This is a genomic window from Euzebya rosea, from assembly GCF_003073135.1.
GTDB lineage: Bacteria > Actinomycetota > Nitriliruptoria > Euzebyales > Euzebyaceae > Euzebya > Euzebya rosea.
On record NZ_PGDQ01000014.1, the window covers coordinates 83,277 to 99,161 of the forward strand.

Consider the following 15,885-nt stretch of genomic DNA (forward strand, 5'->3'; position numbering starts at 1 on the left):
ATGACCCTTGTCGTGCACGCCTTCGGCTACTCCAACGTCGGGCGCATCCGCGAGATCAACGAGGACAACTTCCTCACCGGGCGCACCGTGTTCGCGGTGGCCGACGGGATGGGCGGCCATGCCGCCGGCGAGGTCGCCTCCGAAGCGGCGTTGATGCCGCTCCGCGAGATCGACGGTGGCACCTACCGGGATCCGCAGGCCGCCACCGACGCGTTGTCCCACGCGGTCAGCCAGGCCAACGAGCTCGTCCTCGAACGGGCTGCCGCCGACCCCGACCTGCGGGGCATGGGCACCACCCTGACCACCGTGATGGTCCGTGGCTCGCGGCTGCACCTGGCCCACGTCGGCGACAGCCGCGCCTACCTGCTCCGCGGCGGCATGCTGCAGATGCTCACCGAGGACCACACCCTCGTGAACCAGCTGGTGAAGGAGGGCCGCCTCACCGAGGAGCAGGCCGCCACCCACCCGCAGCGCAGCGTCATCACCCGCGCCATCGGCGTGGAGATGGGCGTGCAGGTCGACACCATGGTCGAGCCGCTCGAGCTGGCGCCCGGCGACCAGATCCTGCTGTGCTCCGACGGCCTGACCGGCCCGGTCAGCGAGTCGTTGATCGCCGAGATCCTGGCGACCGAGGACGACGGCGACATCGCCTGTCGTCGCCTGATCGACGCCGCCAACGCCGGCGGTGGCCCCGACAACATCACCTGTGTGCTGCTGCGCGTCGAGGGTGACGGCACGACGACCGCGCCCGCGGCCATCGCGCCGGCGACGTCCTCCGACGACGACGCGACCGCCGAGCTGGGCGACCCGGCGCAGCTGGACGCCCGCCGCCTGGCCGAGCTGGGCGGCGGCAGCGAGGTGCCGGAGGAGGTGCAGGCGGAGGAGCGCAGCTCGGGTCGTCGTCGCCTCGGTGCCACCCTCCTCGGCGTGCTGCTCGTGCTGGCCGTGCTGGTCGGCGGCGCGCTGCTGCTGCTCAACCGCAGCTTCTTCGTCGGGGTGGACGACGACGGCCAGGTCGGCATCTACCGCGGCATCCCCGCGTTCTCCATCGGGCTGGTCGAGGCCGAGTCCTTCGGGCTGGACGACCTGCCCGAAGGCCTGCACCCGGGCCTGGAGGGCGGCATCGCCTTCTCCAGCCTCGCCGAGGCCCGCATGCACGTCACCGACGTCCTCGAACCACAGCTGGAGGTGGAGGAGGAGGAGCCGTTGCCGACCGAGTCGCCGACGCCGTCGCCCTCCCCGGCCAGCGAACCCAAGGACCCCCCGTCCATCGGGGCCGACGCACCCGCTCCGACTCCGGAACCGACCACGGCGCCACGACCCACGCCCTCCCCGGCCAGCTCGTGAGCGTGTCGCTCGACCAGCTCCGGGGCACCCCGGAGGTGCGGCGGCGGGCCAACACCGAGGTCGGCCTGCTGGTCCTGGCGATCATCATCACCCTCAGCGCCTACACGCTGGTGGGGCTGGCCCAGGAACCGGTGATCCCCGCCGGGCTGCTGGCCTACGGCGGGGCGCTCGCGGCGCTGGCCGCGGCCGCCCACCTGGTCAGCCGTCGCCTCGCGCCCGGTGCCGACCCGCTGCTGCTGCCGATCGCCTTCCTCCTCAACGGCATCGGCCTGGTGATGATCCGCCGGGTCGACTTCGCCGAGGCGTCCCGGGACAGCGGGCTCGAGCTGGCCCCGCTGCAGACGATCTGGACGATCATCGGGGTGGCGCTGTTCGCGGGGACGCTCCTGCTGCTGCGCGACCACACGGTCCTGGACCGCTACCGCTACATCATCGGCCTGGCTGCCGTCGTCGCGCTGATGACCCCGCTGCTGCCGGTCCTCGGGACCGACTTCGGTCGCGGCTCGCGCATCTGGGTACGGATCCCCGGCGGCTTCTCCCTGCAGCCCGGCGAGTTCGCCAAGATCGGCCTCGTCGTGTTCTTCGCGGCCTACCTGGCCGAGAAGCGCGCGCTGCTGTCGGCCGCCACCTCGCGGCTGGGCCCGCTGCACGTCCCGCCGGCACGGGCGTTCGGGCCGGTCGGGCTGGCCTGGTTCGTCTCCCTCGGCGTGCTGGTCTTCGAACGCGACCTGGGGCTGTCCCTGCTGGTGTTCGGCATCTTCGTCGCGATGCTCTACATGGCGACCGGCCGGCTGGCCTACGTCGTGTTCGGCGGTGCGCTGTTCGGTGCCGGGGCGCTCGCGTCGTGGTCGGTGTTCAGCCACGTGCAGACCCGCGTGTCGATCTGGCTGGACCCCTTCGCCGACGCCCAGGGGTCGGGCTTCCAGCTCGTGCAGTCGTTGTTCGCCTTCGGCACCGGCGGCGTGGCCGGCGTGGGCTGGGGGCAGGGCAACCCCGAGCTGATCCCGGACGTCGAGACCGACTTCATCTTCTCCGCCATCGGTGAGGAGCTGGGGCTGCTCGGCACCACCGCCGTCCTGCTGCTGTACTTCCTGCTGGCCGGCCGCGGCTTCGTGACCGCGCTGCGGGCCCCCGACGACTTCTCCAAGCTGCTGGCCGCCGGGCTGACGTTCGTGTTCAGCCTGCAGGTCTTCGTGATCGTCGGCGGGGTCAGCCGGCTGATCCCCCTCACCGGCATCACGCTGCCGCTCGTGTCCTACGGCGGCTCCAGCCTGCTGGCCAACTACGTCCTGATCGCCCTGCTCGTCAGGGTGTCGGCCGCGCGAGCGCCGGTGGCCCGCCGTTCGGCCCGCGCCGACCTCGCCAGGATCGACGGCTGATGACCCGCTCCATCCGCCACACCGCCTGGACCGTCTTCGTGCTGTTCGGGCTGCTGTTCGTCAACCTCAACTGGCTGCAGGTCATCCAGGCCGACGACCTGGCCCGCGACGAACGCAACCGCCGGCAGCTGCTGGCGGAGTACGAGATCCAGCGAGGGTCGATCACCGCCGGCAGCGGCACCCAGCAGCGGACGATCGCCAGGTCCCAGGACACCTCGGACCAGCTGCGGTTCCAGCGTGTCTACAGCGACGGGCCGACCTACGCCCACGTCACCGGCTTCCACTCCTTCATCTACGCCCGCACCCAGCTGGAGCAGCGCTACAACGAGTTCCTCCAGGGGTCCTCGCCGGACGCGTTGTTCCGCAACCTCGCCGACGCGCTGCAGGGCCGCGAACGGCAGGGCGACACCGTCGTCACGTCGATCGTGCCGGCCGTGCAGGAGGCGGCCGTCCAGGCGCTCGGCGGGCAGACCGGCGCGATCGTCGCGATCGACCCGCGGACCGGCGCGGTACTGGCGATGGTGTCCAGCCCCACCTACGACCCCAACGAGCTGTCCAGCCACGACGGCGCCTCGATCCGCGCGGCGTGGGAACGGCTCGAGGCCGACCCCGCCAACCCCCGGCTGAACCGGGCGACCAGCGAGCTGTACGCCCCCGGGTCCACCTTCAAGGTGGTCACCGCCGCCGCGCTGCTGGAACGCGGCGGGAGCCCCGAGGACACCTTCGACGATCCCGCGTTCCTCGACCTGCCCCAGACCACCGCGCAGATCGGCAACTTCGCGTCCGGCCGCAGCTGCGCCGGCGGCACGATCACCCTCCGACGGGCCCTGGAGGTGTCGTGCAACACCACCTTCGGGCTGATCGGCCTGGACATCGGCGCCGCTGCGCTGGTCGAGACCGCCCAGTCCTTCGGGCTGAACACCGACATCGAGTTCGACGTCCCCACGGCGACCAGCCGCATCCCCACCGAGCTGGACCCGCCCCAGACCGCCCAGTCCGCCATCGGCCAGCGTGACGTGAGGGTCTCGCCGCTGCAGATGGCGATGGTCGCCGGCGCGATCGGCAACGGCGGCGTGATGATGCGTCCCCGGCTGGTCACCGAGGTCCAGGACTACGCCGGCCGGGTGCTGCGGGAGTACCCCGCCGAGCCGCTGTCCATCCCCAGCCGCGACGGCTCCCAGGCCGTCAGCCCCGGCACCGCGGCGACGCTGACGGACATGATGGTCGGCGTGGTGAACAACGGCACCGGCACCAACGCCGCCATCCCCGGGGTGCAGGTCGCCGGCAAGACGGGCACCGCCGAGCAGGGGGAGGGACAGTCGCCGGACGTGTGGTTCATCGGCTTCGCCCCCGCCGAGGCCCCGCGTGTCGCCGTCGCCGTCGTCGTCGAGGAGGGCGGCAACGGCGGCGAGTCCGGCACCGGTGGTGGGATCGCAGCCCCGATCGCCCGTACGGTTATGGCAGCAGCGCTGGGGATCTGACGCCTGCAGCTTCCCCGGATCACGACAGAAAGAAGGCACTCGAGTGAGCACCACCGACGGACAGGATCGGCGCGTCATCGCCGGCCGGTACGTGCTGCGCGGCCTGCTCGGTCAGGGCGGCATGGCCGACGTGGAGCTTGCCTACGACGAGGTGCTCGACCGCCAGGTCGCGGTCAAGATGCTCCACGAGCGCTACACCGGCGACGATTCCTTCGTCGAGCGGTTCCGTCGAGAGGCCCAGTCCGCTGCGGCGCTGAACCACCCCAACGTCGTCGGGGTCTACGACACCGGCGCCGACAACGGCCGCCCGTTCATCGTCATGGAGTACATCGCCGGCCGGTCGTTGCGCGACATCATGCGCCGCGAGGGCGTGCTGCCCCGCCGGGCCGCCGAGATCGGTGCCGAGGCCGCGCAGGCGCTCCACTTCGCCCACGAACGCGGGATCGTCCACCGCGACATCAAGCCGGCCAACATCATGATCGGCGACGACGGACGGGTGAAGGTCACCGACTTCGGGATCGCCCGGGCCGTCAACGTCGAGTCGGTCACCCAGACCGCCGCCGTGTTCGGCACCGCCGCCTACGTCGCGCCCGAGCAGGCCCAGGGCCAGCGGGTCGACGGCCGCACCGACCTGTACGCGCTGGGCTGTGTGCTGTTCGAGATGTTGACCGGCCAGCAGCCGTTCTCCGGCGACACCGCCGTGACGCTGGCCTACAAGCACGTGTCGGAGGCGCCGCCCGAACCGCGCTCGATCAACCCCGACATCCCCCCGGCGCTGTCGGCGGTCGTGCTGAAGGCGATGGCCAAGGACCCGGCGCAGCGGTACCAGACGGGCAAGGACTTCGCCGACGACCTGAACCGCGCCGTGGCCGGCCAGCAGGTCGCCGCGTCCGCCGGGCAGACCGCGGCCTACGCCACCACCCAGGCCATCCCGAGGCAGCAGGCCGGCACCGCCGCCCCGCACGACCCCACGCTGGTGGCGTCCACCCCGGTGGCGACCCCGGTGCGCGAGACGCCCCGCCCCAGCGAGGACTACTACGAGCGGTCCGGCCCCGACTACGGCCGCATCGCCGCCTACGCCTTCCTCGTCGTGCTGATCGCCGCGCTGGTGGGCATCGCGTGGTTCCTGTTCTCCGACCTCGGCGGCGACGACGAGGCCATCACCCAGGTGCAGGTCCCGTCGCTGATCGGCATGGACGTCGACGCAGCCCAGCAGGCGTTGGTCGCGCTGGAGCTGCAGCCGGCCATCGGTGAGCGGGAACCCAGCGCGACCGCGCCGCCCAACACGGTGCTGCGGACCGAACCGGGTGAGGGGACGTCGGTCGACATCCGCTCGACGGTGACGTTGATCCTCTCGGAGGGCCCGGAGCTGATCCGCATCCCGCAGGTGATGGGCCTGACCGCGGCCGAGGCCGAGCAGCTGCTGGCCGCCGACGGCCTGGTCGTCGGTGGTGAGGAGACCGCCCAGGACCCCGATGTGGAGGAGGGGCTGGTCATCCGCACCCAGCCGGCCGCCGGCATCGAGGTCGAGCAGGGCACCGCCATCATCCTGGTGATCTCGGCGGGGCAGGAGACGTTCCGCATGCCCCCGGTGGTCGACCTGACCGAGGAGGCCGCGCGGGAGCTGATCGAGGGCGCCTGCGACCGTGAGGACGACACCCCGTGCGCCGTCGTCGTCGCCACGACCGACGCCACCGTGACCGGCGACGGGCGGGTCATCCGCACCGACCCGGAGTCCGGCGAGGACGTCCTCATCGGCTCCCGCGTGACGATCGTGCTGTCCTCGGAGGAGCCCACGGAGGAGCCCACCACCGAGGAGCCGGAACCCGAGCCCACCACGGAGGAGCCGGAACCCGAGCCCGAGCCGACCACGGCTCCGCCCGAACCCCAGCCGACCCAGCAGCCCGAGCCCACCCCGACGCAGCCCCAGCCGACCCCCGAGCCGGCCCCACCACCCCCTCCCCCAACGGTCCCCGCGCCGACTGAATAGTCGGCACCCTGCGGCAGCCTGTGGTCAGGCACGTCGCGGTCGCCGGGATGGCGTGTGGCCTGGGCGCCTCTGAGGGCGGTCGACCGCACGCGGGGTGAGGCCGCGTGTGCGATCCACACCCGCCGGCGGCGTGGCCGCCACACACCGGCCGAGGGTGGGTGCGATGAGCCGCACCTCAGGCTGTCCAACACACACACCATTCGTGCGCGGGGCCCATCGAGGTCCCCACGCACCGACCGGTCAGGTCGCCGTGGACGGCGCGACGTGTGCGATAGGCCCCTCTGGGGGCGGTCGACCGCACCCAGGGTCAGGCCTCGTGTGGCATGCACGCCCCCGGACGACGTCGACCGCGCACACCGAGCAAGGGTGCGTGCGATCCACTCCACCTCACGCGCTCGAACGCACACACCAGTCGTGTGCGCGACTCACCGAGGGTGCCCACGCATCACCGCAGGGCGCCGACGACTCCGTGGTGGCTCCCGCAGTGCCCCGATGCGAAGCGAGGGTCGGTTCGCGAAGCGACGGTCGAGGAAGCCGCCGCGGATCGTCGATCACGAGCCCGAGGACCCGACGAGCGAAGCGAGGACCAACAAACAGGGCTACACCCTGACCGGCAACCCACTCAGGAAGTTGCCGAGGAGCTTCATGCCGCTGCGGGTGAGGATCGACTCGGGGTGGAACTGGACGCCCTCGACGGCGAGCTCGCGGTGGCGGAGGCCCATGATGATGTCGGGGTGGGTCGACTCGGGCCCGGTGCGGGCGGTGACCTCCAGCACGTCCGGCACGGTCGCGGGGTCGGCCACGAGGGAGTGGTAGCGGGTGGCGTCGAACGGCTGGGGGAGGCCGGCGAACACGCCCCGGCCGTCGTGGTGGATGGCCGACACCTTGCCGTGGACCAGCTCGGGGGCCTGCACGATCGTCGCCCCGTAGACCTGGGCGATGCACTGGTGGCCGAGGCACACCCCGAGGATCGGGATGTCGCCGGCGAAGCGGCGGATGACGTCCATCGACAGGCCCGCGTCGTCCGGTGTCCCCGGGCCCGGGGAGATGACGATCCCGTCGGGCCGGTCGGTCGCGACGTCCTCGAGGACGAAGGCGTCGTGGCGGGTCACCGTGACGTCCGCACCCAGCTCCCCCATCTCCTGGGCGATGTTGTAGGTGAAGCTGTCGTAGTTGTCGATCAGCAGGATCCGTGTCACGGGATGACCTATCGGGGTGGAGTGGCGGTGTCGCGGATCGCCGCTAGGTGGACGTCCATGACGTGGTCGACGAGGCGGTCCACGTCCGGCCAGGGGAAGTCGATGGGCTCGACGGCCTTGGCAACCATCATGCTCGTCACGCCGTGGACCGCCACGAGCAGTCCCATCGCGTGCATCGACGCCGGCGAGGTGGGGTCGTCGGGATCACCGGCTCCCTCGCCCATCGCGTCGGCCACGAGGCCGCGCAGCGCGTTGAACGCGAGCAACCCCTCGTAGGCCTGCGGGTCGAACCCCGCCGGCAGGTCGTGGTGGGGCGACATGAGCATGATGCGGTACGGCTCGGGGTTGTCCAGCCCGAAGCGCACGAAGGCGTGGGCGGCGACGCGCAACCGCTCCGCCGGGTCGTCCACCGCCGTCGCGGACTGCAGGATGTCGCGTCGCAGCCGCCCGAGCAGCGAGCTGCAGCACTCGAACAGCAGCTCGTTCTTGTCGGCGAAGTGCAGGTAGATGGAGGGAGGGGTGACGCCGACGCGCGTGGCGACGGCCCGGACCGACACGGCCGCCTCGTCGCCGGTCTCCAGCAACAGCTCGGTGGCCGCCTCGAGGATCTCCTCGCGCAGCCGGGCCCCGTCGCCGCGACGTGCGCGGGAGCGGGTCCGGGATACGTCGCGGGTCGGCATCAGCGGCCCGCCCCTCAGCGTGGCGGCAGCGGCAGCGGGCCCACGACCCCGTCGTCGACAGCGGTGGCGGCGTCGGCACCGGTCGAGGAGTCGGCGGGATCGACGTCCCGGTCGGACTCGACGGCCTCGGCCGACTCGGTGGTGGCGGACTCCGCACCGGGGGTGGCGTCCGCACCCTCGACGGCCTCCTCGGGCGGGGTGACCACGGTGATGGTCCAGCGGCCCGGCGGCGCCTGGTTGGGAACCACCTCGCTGAGGCGTGCCGTCAGCCGCCCTTCGTCCAGCGTGTCGTCTGACACCATGACCGACGCGGTCATGATCAGGTCGCCGTCCTCGACCTCGGTGCGCACCATCGCGTCGAGCACGCCGTCGGTGCGGCGCAGGGCGGTGGCCAGCACCGTGGGGTCCGACGTGCCACCGCTGTGGGTGACGACCCGGTCGGCCGGTCCCACGACCTTGACCTGACCACGCTCGTCGATGTGCCCGAGGTAGCCGGTGGACACCCAGGTGTCGTCGTCGCCGGGAACCTGGGGACCACGTGCCACGAGCGTGCCGACGCCGTCGGGACCGGCACCGGCGACGGCGACCTCGGTGTCGGTGATCGGCAGGCCCTGGATGCCGGTGCGCGACTCGCCGTAGACCGGCTGGGCGGCGACCATGCCGCCGACCGACTGGCCGGACACCGACGTCCGGAAGCGGCCGCCGGTGCGGTTGCGCATCGCGGCGCCCATGGCTGGTTCGCTCGGGGGGGCCGCGGACAGGGTCACACGGATGGAGGTCAGGTCACGCCGCTTGGAGTCGGGTGCCAGCAGGTCGGTCAGGCCGGCGTCGGTGCCCACGAGCAGGCTCGGGCGCATGTCGTCGACGACGCGGGCGGCGGCACCCGGACGGGGCTCGGGGAGCACCAGGGTGGCGGCCGACAGCATGGCCTGTCCGAGTCCGGCGGTCAGCACGAACGCCGACGCCGGGCTGCCGGCGAGGACGACGGACTCCTTGCCGGCCTGGACGTCGGGGATCCACAGGCGGGCCTGGAAGCTGGCCGCGATCATGTTGAGGTGGCTGAGCGCCACGGGGTTGTCCCCGTCGAAGACGACGACGGCGGTGGTCTCGTCGACGGCCAGCTCGACCTGCGGGGTGGCCGCCGGGGCCTGGGCCAGGATGTCGTTGAGCGACAGGACGCCGTCCTCCGCCGGGATGGTGATGGCCGGCAGGCGGAGCTTGACGGCCTGGACCTTCGCGCGGATGGCCGGCAGGACGTCGAGCAGTCCGGTCGTGACGACGTGCTGGACGCTGGCCAGCTGGTCCCTGGACGCCGCGAGCGCCGGGTAGGTGGTGTCGATGACCACCAGCGCGGTCGGTGCGGCCGTTTCGATCTGCCGGAGCACGACCTCGGGGCCGTCGTCGGGGTCGCACACGACGGCGACGAGGCCGGCGCGCCAGCAGGCGTGGAGCACCAGGACGAGCTGGGGTGACCAGGGCAGGACGACGCCCACGCGATCGCCGCGGCCGAGGCCGAGCTGCAGCAGCGCGGTCGCCAGGCGGTCGACCTGCTCGCCCAGGGCGCGGTAGGAGGTCTCGGTGCCGAGGAACTGCACCGCGGTGGCGTCGGGGAAGTCCTGCGCGGCGTCGTCGAGCAGCCGCGTCATCGGGACCAGGGGATAGCGGTAGGTGTCGGGCACGCCCGGCGGGTACAGCCGGATCCAGGGCCGCTCGGGCATGGCCTGCGGCGCGTCCGCGGCGGACGGAAGCTGGTCGACGACCGTCGACAGGTCCACGGTGCGGTCGGCCCCGTCGATCGACAGACCGTCCTCCACCTCGTGGTCGTCAGCGGACTCGTCGTCAGCGGTGTCGGCGGCCGTGGAGTCCTCGGCCGCGGGATCGTCGTCACCGGTCTCGGCGTCCGCCCGCGCGTCGTCCCCCCCTTCGGACTCCCCTTCCGGCCCGGCCCCGTCGTCGTCTCCGACGGCAGCGTCGTCGTCCTCTGACGGTTCCACGTGTGACGCCTCGGCCACGAGCGTGGGGTCCTCGTCGCTGGTCGGCAGCGACACGTCGATCGACATGGTCGACAACGACACCGGGGCGGGAGCCCCTCCCTCGACGGGTTCAGGGGTGTCGGGTGCCGCGGACCGATCCGGAGGGAGGGGAAGGACGAGGGCGGGTTCGTCCTCGCCCGCGCCGTCGCCGGCGTCCTCCGTGTCGGCGTCGTCCTCCACAGGTGCGTCCTGGGTGACCACGAGGGTGGGGGCCTCGTCGTCGACGACCGACGCCTCGGGGCCCGAGTCCTCGTCTGCACCGGTCACCGAACCGGCGTCGTCCTCGTCGATGTCGACGGGCTGGTCGTCCGCCGTCGGCTCCGCCACCTCGACCTCGTCGTCCGGGGCCTCGCTGGCGCCAGCGGCCTCGAGGTCGCGTGCCGTGACCATCCTGATCGGCGGGGTCGGCAGCGGGGGAATGTCCTCGGTCCCGGCGACGGCCTCGACCCCGTCCTCGGCAGCGGCAGGCCCGTGCGCCGGTTCCTCGTCAATCGAGGCGGGCTCGTCGACGGACACATCCGCCACGGACACGTCCGCAGCAGGGACTCCCTCGGCATTCCCTGTCTCGGACGGTGCGTCCTGGGAGGGCGGGTCCGGCAGCGCCGGGATGTCGGTGGGCAGACCGGTCAGGGCGCCGAGGCGCTCGACGGCGTCGGGCTCCTGCGCCGTCGGCGCGGCTGCCTCGGGCTCGGTCGGCCGGGGTGGCTGCTCGGTCGGCTCGTCGAGGTCGGGTTCGGGGGCCGCCTCGACGCGGGCGGGCGCCGACGTGGTGACGTTGGTGTCGGGCGGGGTGGCCGCAGGAGGACGGGGGCGCGCCACGGGCGGCAGGGTGCGCAGCGTAGCCGGCGGCTGGGGCCGGTCCTGCGCGCGGCGGGCCGGGGTCGTCGGGCGGGTCCGGGCGGTGCTGCCGTTGTCGGTCGACGGGGTCGCTGGCGTCGGGGGGGTTTCCTGACGGGCGGACGTGGGCGCGACCTCGGGGTCCGGCGGGGTCGGGCGGGTCCGGGTGAGGGTCGGGTCGACGGTGATGCCGCCGCCGCGGAACTCCAGGCCGGGTTTCCGGCTCAGCGCCGGCGGTCGACGGTCGGGAACACGGCGGCGGGCGGAGTCCTGCACGGCCCGACGAGCGGCGGCATGACGCGCGGCGCTGCGGCGGGCCTCCTCGGCCTGCTGCCGAGCCTGCTCGGCCCGCTCCTTCGCGCTCGATTCGTCTCTGGACACCGCTGCCGCCTTCGTTGTTCGTGGACGCCGCATTGTTCCATCATGTATCCACCCTTGCGAACCTCCATCGGCGGCGCCGTGGGCTCGCTGGTACGTTGACCCGGGTGGGCTCCGTACGCACCTTAGTCCCTCGGGCACGGGCCGTCGCCGCAGGGATCCTGCTGTCGGCCATGGTCTGCCTGCCCGCCCTCGCGGTGCCGGCCTCGACGATCGACCCGGCCAGCAACACGCCGCACCTCCGGGACGACGGCCACATCTCCCTCGCGTGGCTCTACGGGGGGTCGTCGGCGGACTACCGTGCGCAGATAGAGGCGATGCCCGGGCTGACGACGATCTCGCCGACGTGGTGGTACCTGGACGAGGACGATCCCGGCGGGCTGGAGATCGGCACCGACGACGAGCTCGTCGCCTGGGCGCAGGCCCGTGGCCTGGCGGTGTGGCCGTTGTTCGGCAACCACATCGACCCCGACCTGACCGATCAGGTCCTCCGTGACCCGGTGCTGCGCCAACGAGTCGTCGACGGCATCGTCGCGGAGGTCCGGCGGTCGGGGGTGGACGGCGTCAACGTGGACTTCGAGAACCTCCACGACGACACCCGCTTCCTCCTCACCGACCTGGTGCGCGAGCTCGAGGTGGCCCTGCCCGAGGTCGTCGTCTCCGTCGACGTGACCGCCATGACCGACACGTGGGTGCTGGGCAACTGGTCGACGGCCTTCGACCGAGAGGGACTCGGCCGGGTCGCCGACTACGTGATGCTGATGAGCTACGACCAGCACAACTCGCTGCGGCGAGACGGACCGGTGGCCGGGCTGCAGTGGGTCAGCGAGTCCACGGAGTTCCTGCTCCGCACGGTTCCCGCGGAGAAGCTGGTGCTGGGCCTGCCGCTGTACTCGCGGCACTGGGCGACCGACGCCTCGGCCCGCGACGGCATCTCCCTGGAGGCCACGCTCGGCATGGCCGCGATGGCCAACCGTGTGGCCGAACGGTCTCAGGCGGTCACCTACGACCCGGTCGCCGGGCAGGACCTGCACACGTGGACCGACGAGCAGGGCCGACCCAACCGGGTGTGGCTGGAGGACGTCGCCAGCCTGCAGCGCAAGACCGAGCTGGTGGACCTCCACGGACTGGCCGGCATCGCCGCGTGGCGCGCAGGGTTCGAGCAACCCGAGGTGTGGACCGCGCTCGACGCCCAGCTGGCCGCCATGGCCCCACCCGGATCGACCGCCCCAGCTGCCCCCACCGAGACGCCCACCGCCGTTCCCGACCCCAGCACCGCCGACATGCCTGCCGAGGACGGCCCGGTCGCGGACGGCCCTGCGGTGGAGGAGGGGGCGGTGCCTGCCGGCAGCACACCCTCGACCGGGGCTCCCACCGCTGCAGCGACCGAGGGGTCCGAACCGATGGACGCCACGGCGACCTCGGCAACCGCCGGTGGGGACATGGTGACGTTGGCCGCCGCCACGCTCCTGGGGGTGGTCGGCGTTGCCCACACGGTGCGCTGGCGGTTCAGCCGCCGAGCACGGGATCGGTGACGTACCGGATCTCCACCCAGGGGAAAACGACGGTGAAGAGCAGGTAGACGACCACCAGCACGGCCACGGCGATCAACCCACCGCGGAGCCACGGGTTCACGAGGCAGTCGTCCCCGCCGCCGGCGCAGCGGCCGTCTGCTGGTCGGGGACGAGCTCGGCGAACACGATCAGGCGCTCCCGGTTGGACCAGCGGGGGTGGCAGGTCGTGAGGGTGAGGATCGGCGCGCCGGTACCCAGCGGGTCCTGCCCGAGCACGTAGTTCTCCGACGGGTCGACGATCCGCTGCTCGACGACCCGGTAGACCCAGCGCACGCCGTTGCGGTCGGTCACGTGGATCTCGTCACCGGCCTCGAGCGTCTCGAGGTCGTAGAACGGCGCACCGGCGGTCGTGCGGTGCCCGGCAACGGCGAAGTTGCCCTGCTCGCCCGGGTAGGCCGTCCCCGGGTAGTGACCCGGGCCCTCGCTCAGCGACTCGGCGTTGACACCCTCGACGATGAACAGGGGGCCGTCGTACACCGGTTGTTCGGCGCTGCCGGGACGGTGGAACTGCAGGGCCGCCACGGCCTCACCGACCTCGACTGCCTCGAGTGGCTGCTCGGTCTCGACCGGCAGCAGGGGGTCGCCACGGTCGTCGATCTCGCCGACCTCCAGCACCCAGTCGTCCAGGAACTGCTCCTGGGCCCTGCTGGTGGCGATGCCCGTCCAGTACAGGGAGTAGACGAGGTACAGGGCCAGCACAGCGCCGCCGGCGATGAACAGCCAGCCGAGGGAACGCAGGGCCGTACGCATGGGAGTGGACATCCGGGTCGTCGGAGGGGCGGGAGAGGGCACGCCGACGGCGACGAGGCGTCGTCACCAGCAGGCGGTCCACGCGCGAGGGTAGCCGCGTCGGGGGGGCGGGCCGATCGTCCGTCGGGGCGGGTCGACCGGCCGCACCCCCACGGGCGTACCTCGGTCCACGCACGGTGGCGGTACCATCACCCTTTACTGTCCCTGTGCTCCAGCCCTCGTCATGGGTGCGGAGCCAACCGCAACGCCAGCCGTTCAGAGGTGCCGACGTGCCCAAGTCCAAGTCGAAGCGCGACAACTACACACCGCCGCCGAAGCCGAACCCGCCGCCCAGCCCGCAGTGGGTGCCGGTCGCGGGCACGGGGCTCATCGCCCTGGGCATCATCGTGATCCTGATCAACTACGTGTTCCCGGGCTTCCTGCCCGGTGGCAACTACGCGATCATCGTGGGCTTCGTCATGATGGCGGTCGGGCTGGGCATCCTCAGCCAGTGGCGCTGACGGGCCGAACCGTTTCGGTCCCGCCCGTCCACAGGGTTGTCCACGTCTGTGGATGAACCCCGGGAGGGGAACTACATGGCGGAGGTTTCCTCCACAGGGTTCTCCACAGCTGTGGACGAACCGGGGGACACCTCGGCACGCCGATGGGTGCGCCGACGGCGGTGCCGATCGTCGTTCGCGGGTCAGCCGCGGCCGCTGCGGACCTCTCGACGTTCGTGCATCTTCTCACCGCAGTGGCGGGGCGGCATGGCCGATCCCCGGACCAGCAGCATGACCTCGGCCCCGCAGCCGGTGCAGGTGTACGTGACCCGTTCGTCGGGGTCGACGGCGACCGGCGGGCCGTCGGGGATGTGGGCGGCGCCGCGGTTGAGCGACCCGAACGAGGCGATGCCGATCGACCAGATCAGCATGCCGAGCAGCGGGGCGAAGACCAGCTGCCACGCGATCAGCCCCCTGGATGCGGCGATCACGCCGACCAGGAACAGGACCATCACCAACCGCTTCATCGTCCCCAGCCTGCCATGACCGATCCCACACCTCCTGCCTTCCTCGAGGCCGTCCAGTCCTACCTGGCCGGTCGGGAGGCCCAGTTCAACTACGACGCGCTGGTCCACACCTTCACCGACATCGAGCGGTTCCACCGCTGGGCGCGGTACATGGACCGCCTGCATCCGCTCGACGGGGCCCGGGTGCTGTCCAGCGGCTGCGGGGCCGGTGGATCGTTGCTGGCCTACGCCGATGCGGGCGCCGAGCTGGTGGAGGGGGTGGAGGTCGACGCCCACTTCGCCCACATGGCCCGGTCACGCGTCGCCGACGTCGACGGGGTCGAGGTGCACGAGCTGGCCCCCGAGGCACGGCTGCCGATCCCCGATGGCAGCGTGGACGTCATCGAGTCGATGGACGTCATCGAGCACGTGCCGGACGACGAGCGGTACCTGCGCGAGCTTCGCCGGGTGCTGGCCCCCGGCGGGATCATCCTGGTGGTCACCCCGAACCGGATCTGGCCGGTCGAGCAGCACCTGGGCATCGCCGGGCCACCGTGGCTGCCGATCGGATTGGCCGACACGATCTTCGGGGTGCTCGCGCTGCTGCCCTGGCTGTCCTCGGAGCGTCGACAGAAGTACCGCGAGCTGCGGGGCATGCGAACCCAGAACATGTCGATGTGGCGCCTGCGCCGGCTGGCCAAGCGGCTGGACCTGCACATGACGGTCCTGCACCGCAGCGACGAGCCGGGCGACCCGTTGCCGGTGGACGACCCCCGCGCCGAACGCCTGCTGCGATCGTGGTGGGGCAAGTACCTGTCCCCGGTCAAGTCGCTTGCGGTGACCTACCAGCGTCGTCGCTGACCCGCTGGGCGGGTGCTGGCGCGGGCGGTCCGGTGGAGCCAGGCGGAATCGAACCGCCGACATCTGCCATGCAAAGACAGCGCTCTACCAACTGAGCTATGGCCCCGAGGGGAGAACGAAGGGTAGCGCGGCACGAGCGATCGGGCCCAGCTGGGTGCTGGACCCGTCGTACAGCCGTCCCTCGTCCGGGTTGCCTACAGGTCGCGCGGCTCTTCCCAGATGGCCTCGTCGAGCTCCATGTCGCGCTGGCGCTTGAGCGCCATGGCGCCAGCGGCAAGGACGGCCAGCAGGACAATCAGCTTCTTCATCTCGGTCTCCTCCGTCTGCCTCGGTCGGGCAGGGCTCGCGTCACGATGGGGATGTTCGGCCGCGGAGCCTACCCGAGGACGAC

Annotated in this window: 13 protein-coding genes and 1 tRNA gene; 7 read left to right on the forward strand and 7 right to left on the reverse strand. The window is 72.1% G+C overall.

Going from position 1 to position 15,885, the window contains the following annotated elements; genetic code table 11:
• Genes CUC05_RS25955 through pknB form a run of 4 tightly spaced genes read left to right on the forward strand, consistent with a single transcriptional unit; the run spans position 1 to position 6,197 of the window.
• Entirely contained in the window at positions 1 to 1,347 is a 1,347-nt protein-coding gene (locus CUC05_RS25955; protein ID WP_108667525.1) for a Stp1/IreP family PP2C-type Ser/Thr phosphatase, read from the forward strand.
• Positions 1,344 to 2,726, forward strand: coding sequence for an FtsW/RodA/SpoVE family cell cycle protein (locus tag CUC05_RS18070; protein WP_157965720.1), 1,383 nt, complete (start codon positions 1,344 to 1,346; stop codon positions 2,724 to 2,726). Before CUC05_RS25955 ends, CUC05_RS18070 begins: the two co-directional genes overlap by 4 nt.
• Positions 2,726 to 4,207 carry a peptidoglycan D,D-transpeptidase FtsI family protein gene (locus tag CUC05_RS18075; RefSeq protein ID WP_108667527.1) on the forward strand — a complete coding sequence of 494 codons (1,482 nt, stop codon included), beginning with the start codon at positions 2,726 to 2,728 and terminating at the stop codon, positions 4,205 to 4,207. Before CUC05_RS18070 ends, CUC05_RS18075 begins: the two co-directional genes overlap by 1 nt.
• A gap of 43 nt (positions 4,208 to 4,250) precedes the next feature.
• A complete protein-coding gene (gene pknB / locus CUC05_RS18080) occupies positions 4,251 to 6,197 on the forward strand; it encodes a Stk1 family PASTA domain-containing Ser/Thr kinase (RefSeq protein WP_170128054.1) in 1,947 nt (648 codons plus the stop codon).
• 599 nt (positions 6,198 to 6,796) lie between these two features.
• On the opposite strand, the gene CUC05_RS18085 is transcribed toward pknB, so the two are convergent.
• From CUC05_RS18085 to CUC05_RS18095, 3 genes are read right to left on the reverse strand one after another with little or no spacing between them, the layout of a single operon-like run.
• Positions 6,797 to 7,396: an anthranilate synthase component II gene (locus CUC05_RS18085; protein ID WP_240606281.1), complete on the reverse strand. Its 600-nt coding sequence runs from the start codon at positions 7,394 to 7,396 to the stop codon at positions 6,797 to 6,799.
• Positions 7,397 to 7,404: 8 nt separating this feature from the next.
• The gene (locus CUC05_RS18090; protein ID WP_108667529.1) at positions 7,405 to 8,076 is read right to left on the reverse strand and encodes a TetR/AcrR family transcriptional regulator; all 672 of its coding nucleotides are present in this window, start codon (positions 8,074 to 8,076) and stop codon (positions 7,405 to 7,407) included.
• A gap of 14 nt (positions 8,077 to 8,090) precedes the next feature.
• Positions 8,091 to 11,327, reverse strand: a complete 3,237-nt coding sequence (locus CUC05_RS18095; RefSeq protein ID WP_108667530.1) for an AMP-binding protein — start codon at positions 11,325 to 11,327, stop codon at positions 8,091 to 8,093.
• Between the two features lie 104 nt (positions 11,328 to 11,431).
• Here CUC05_RS18095 and CUC05_RS18100 point away from each other — a divergent pair, with 104 nt between their 5' ends.
• Positions 11,432 to 12,859 carry a glycosyl hydrolase family 18 protein gene (locus CUC05_RS18100; protein ID WP_157965721.1) on the forward strand — a complete coding sequence of 476 codons (1,428 nt, stop codon included), beginning with the start codon at positions 11,432 to 11,434 and terminating at the stop codon, positions 12,857 to 12,859.
• On the opposite strand, the gene CUC05_RS25960 is transcribed toward CUC05_RS18100, so the two are convergent.
• Entirely contained in the window at positions 12,834 to 12,959 is a 126-nt protein-coding gene (locus CUC05_RS25960) for a hypothetical protein (protein WP_276308917.1), read from the reverse strand. The genes CUC05_RS18100 and CUC05_RS25960 overlap by 26 nt on opposite strands.
• The gene (locus tag CUC05_RS18105; RefSeq protein WP_157965722.1) at positions 12,956 to 13,648 is read right to left on the reverse strand and encodes a class E sortase; all 693 of its coding nucleotides are present in this window, start codon (positions 13,646 to 13,648) and stop codon (positions 12,956 to 12,958) included. Before CUC05_RS18105 ends, CUC05_RS25960 begins: the two co-directional genes overlap by 4 nt.
• Positions 13,649 to 13,917: 269 nt before the next feature.
• Here CUC05_RS18105 and CUC05_RS18110 point away from each other — a divergent pair, with 269 nt between their 5' ends.
• Positions 13,918 to 14,148, forward strand: a complete 231-nt coding sequence (locus CUC05_RS18110; protein WP_157965723.1) for a cell division protein CrgA — start codon at positions 13,918 to 13,920, stop codon at positions 14,146 to 14,148.
• A 182-nt stretch (positions 14,149 to 14,330) separates the two neighbouring features.
• Here the strand turns inward: CUC05_RS18110 and CUC05_RS24825 are convergent, their stop codons facing one another.
• The gene (locus CUC05_RS24825; protein WP_108667534.1) at positions 14,331 to 14,654 is read right to left on the reverse strand and encodes a hypothetical protein; all 324 of its coding nucleotides are present in this window, start codon (positions 14,652 to 14,654) and stop codon (positions 14,331 to 14,333) included.
• Positions 14,655 to 14,669: 15 nt separating this feature from the next.
• On the opposite strand from CUC05_RS24825, the gene CUC05_RS18120 reads away from it, so the two are divergent.
• A complete protein-coding gene (locus tag CUC05_RS18120; protein ID WP_108667535.1) occupies positions 14,670 to 15,494 on the forward strand; it encodes a class I SAM-dependent methyltransferase in 825 nt (274 codons plus the stop codon).
• A gap of 33 nt (positions 15,495 to 15,527) precedes the next feature.
• Here the strand turns inward: CUC05_RS18120 and CUC05_RS18125 are convergent.
• Positions 15,528 to 15,600, reverse strand: a tRNA-Ala gene (locus tag CUC05_RS18125).
• Positions 15,601 to 15,885 lie beyond the last annotated feature (285 nt).

What these genes read in the sequence shown, in the direction of transcription:
- CUC05_RS18105 (WP_157965722.1), bottom strand. Translation starts at nt 13,648, where the DNA reads ATGCGTACGGCCCTGCGTTCCCTCGGCTGGCTGTTCATCGCCGGCGGC.
- CUC05_RS18090 (WP_108667529.1), bottom strand. Translation starts at nt 8,076, where the DNA reads ATGCCGACCCGCGACGTATCCCGGACCCGCTCCCGCGCACGTCGCGGC.
- CUC05_RS18075 (WP_108667527.1), top strand. Translation starts at nt 2,726, where the DNA reads ATGACCCGCTCCATCCGCCACACCGCCTGGACCGTCTTCGTGCTGTTC.
- CUC05_RS18120 (WP_108667535.1), top strand. Translation starts at nt 14,670, where the DNA reads ATGACCGATCCCACACCTCCTGCCTTCCTCGAGGCCGTCCAGTCCTAC.
- CUC05_RS24825 (WP_108667534.1), bottom strand. Translation starts at nt 14,654, where the DNA reads ATGAAGCGGTTGGTGATGGTCCTGTTCCTGGTCGGCGTGATCGCCGCA.
- CUC05_RS25955 (WP_108667525.1), top strand. Translation starts at nt 1, where the DNA reads ATGACCCTTGTCGTGCACGCCTTCGGCTACTCCAACGTCGGGCGCATC.